We start from the raw sequence: 2911 nt of genomic DNA, 5'->3' as shown, positions 1-2911 counted from the left end.
GAGACAGACTCGTTATAGGGTCAAGCGAACAAGTGCATGTGGTGGATGCCTTGGCGATCACAGGCGATGAAGGACGCGGTAGCCTGCGAAAAGCTACGGGGAGCTGGCAAACAAGCTTTGATCCGTAGATGTCCGAATGGGGAAACCCACTCCTTATGGAGTATCCATGGCTGAATACATAGGCCATGCGAAGCGAACGCGGTGAACTGAAACATCTAAGTAACCGCAGGAAAAGAAATCAACCGAGATTCCCAAAGTAGTGGCGAGCGAAATGGGATGAGCCTTGCACTCTTTATTTGTATTGTTAGCCGAACGCTCTGGAAAGTGCGGCCATAGCAGGTGATAGCCCTGTAGGCGAAAACAGTATGAAAGAACTAGGTGTGCGACAAGTAGGGCGGGACACGTGAAATCCTGTCTGAAGATGGGGGGACCATCCTCCAAGGCTAAATACTCGTGATCGACCGATAGTGAACCAGTACCGTGAGGGAAAGGCGAAAAGAACCCCGGGAGGGGAGTGAAATAGATCCTGAAACCGCATGCATACAAACAGTCGGAGCCTCGCAAGGGGTGACGGCGTACCTTTTGTATAATGGGTCAGCGACTTACGTTCAGTAGCAAGCTTAACCGTATAGGGCAGGCGTAGCGAAAGCGAGTCCGAATAGGGCGTTCAGTTGCTGGGCGTAGACCCGAAACCAGGTGATCTATCCATGGCCAGGATGAAGGTGCGGTAACACGTACTGGAGGTCCGAACCCACTAACGTTGAAAAGTTAGGGGATGAGCTGTGGATAGGGGTGAAAGGCTAAACAAACCTGGAAATAGCTGGTTCTCTCCGAAAACTATTTAGGTAGTGCCTCGTGTCTCACCTTCGGGGGTAGAGCACTGTCATGGTTGGGGGGTCTATTGCAGATTACCCCGCCATAGCAAACTCCGAATACCGAAGAGTGCAATCACGGGAGACAGACATCGGGTGCTAACGTCCGGTGTCAAGAGGGAAACAACCCAGACCGCCAGCTAAGGTCCCCAAATATAGCTAAGTGGGAAACGAAGTGGGAAGGCTAAAACAGTCAGGAGGTTGGCTTAGAAGCAGCCACCCTTTAAAGAAAGCGTAATAGCTCACTGATCGAGTCGTCCTGCGCGGAAGATGTAACGGGGCTAAGCTATATACCGAAGCTGCGGATGCGTGCTTGCACGCATGGTAGGAGAGCGTTCCGTAAGCCTGCGAAGGTGCGTTGAAAAGCGTGCTGGAGGTATCGGAAGTGCGAATGCTGACATGAGTAGCGATAAAGGGGGTGAAAGGCCCCCTCGCCGTAAGCCCAAGGTTTCCTACGCAACGTTCATCGGCGTAGGGTGAGTCGGCCCCTAAGGCGAGGCAGAAATGCGTAGCTGATGGGAAGCAGGTCAATATTCCTGCACCGTCGTTAGATGCGATGGGGGGACGGATCGCGGAAGGTTGTCCGGGTGTTGGAAGTCCCGGTCGCTGCATTGGAGAAGGCGCTTAGGCAAATCCGGGCGCGGGATTCAAGGGTGTGGCGCGAGCGACTTAGGTCGCGAAGCAATTGGAAGTGGTTCCAAGAAAAGCCTCTAAGCTTCAGTCTAACGATGACCGTACCGCAAACCGACACAGGTGGGCGAGATGAGTATTCTAAGGCGCTTGAGAGAACTCGGGAGAAGGAACTCGGCAAATTGGTACCGTAACTTCGGGATAAGGTACGCCCTTGTAGCTTGACTGGCCTGCGCCAGGAGGGTGAAGGGGTTGCAATAAACTGGTGGCTGCGACTGTTTAATAAAAACACAGCACTCTGCAAACACGAAAGTGGACGTATAGGGTGTGACGCCTGCCCGGTGCCGGAAGATTAAATGATGGGGTGCAAGCTCTTGATTGAAGTCCCGGTAAACGGCGGCCGTAACTATAACGGTCCTAAGGTAGCGAAATTCCTTGTCGGGTAAGTTCCGACCTGCACGAATGGCGTAACGATGGCCACACTGTCTCCTCCCGAGACTCAGCGAAGTTGAAGTGTTTGTGATGATGCAATCTACCCGCGGCTAGACGGAAAGACCCCATGAACCTTTACTGTAGCTTTGCATTGGACTTTGAACCGATCTGTGTAGGATAGGTGGGAGGCTATGAAGCCGGAACGCTAGTTTCGGTGGAGCCGTCCTTGAAATACCACCCTGGTTTGTTTGAGGTTCTAACCTTGGCCCGTGATCCGGGTCGGGGACAGTGCATGGTAGGCAGTTTGACTGGGGCGGTCTCCTCCCAAAGCGTAACGGAGGAGTACGAAGGTACGCTAGGTACGGTCGGAAATCGTGCTGATAGTGCAATGGCATAAGCGTGCTTAACTGCGAGACCGACAAGTCGAGCAGGTGCGAAAGCAGGTCATAGTGATCCGGTGGTTCTGTATGGAAGGGCCATCGCTCAACGGATAAAAGGTACTCTGGGGATAACAGGCTGATACCGCCCAAGAGTTCATATCGACGGCGGTGTTTGGCACCTCGATGTCGGCTCATCTCATCCTGGGGCTGTAGCCGGTCCCAAGGGTATGGCTGTTCGCCATTTAAAGAGGTACGTGAGCTGGGTTTAAAACGTCGTGAGACAGTTTGGTCCCTATCTGCCGTGGGCGTTGGATATTTGAAGGGGGCTGCTCCTAGTACGAGAGGACCGGAGTGGACGAACCTCTGGTGTACCGGTTGTCACGCCAGTGGCATCGCCGGGTAGCTATGTTCGGAAGAGATAACCGCTGAAAGCATCTAAGCGGGAAACTCGCCTTAAGATGAGATATCCCTGGAGGCTAGACCTCCTTGAAGGGTCGTTCGAGACCAGGACGTTGATAGGTCGGGTGTGTAAGCGCAGTAATGCGTTCAGCTAACCGATACTAATTGCCCGTAAGGCTTGATCCTATAACAAGTCTG

At 53.1% G+C, this 2911-nt stretch carries 1 rRNA gene; it reads left to right on the top strand.

Annotation, left to right across the window (positions count from 1 at the left end):
* The first annotated feature begins 18 nt into the window (after positions 1–18).
* Positions 19–2899, top strand: a 23S ribosomal RNA gene (locus WT97_RS04995).
* The last annotated feature ends 12 nt before the right edge of the window (positions 2900–2911 follow it).

It is taken from the genome of Burkholderia sp. MSMB1459WGS (assembly GCF_001534535.1).
Classification (GTDB): Bacteria; Pseudomonadota; Gammaproteobacteria; order Burkholderiales; family Burkholderiaceae; genus Burkholderia.
Note: the sequence above shows the minus strand (reverse complement) of the source record. Positions and strands in the feature narration are given on the sequence as shown.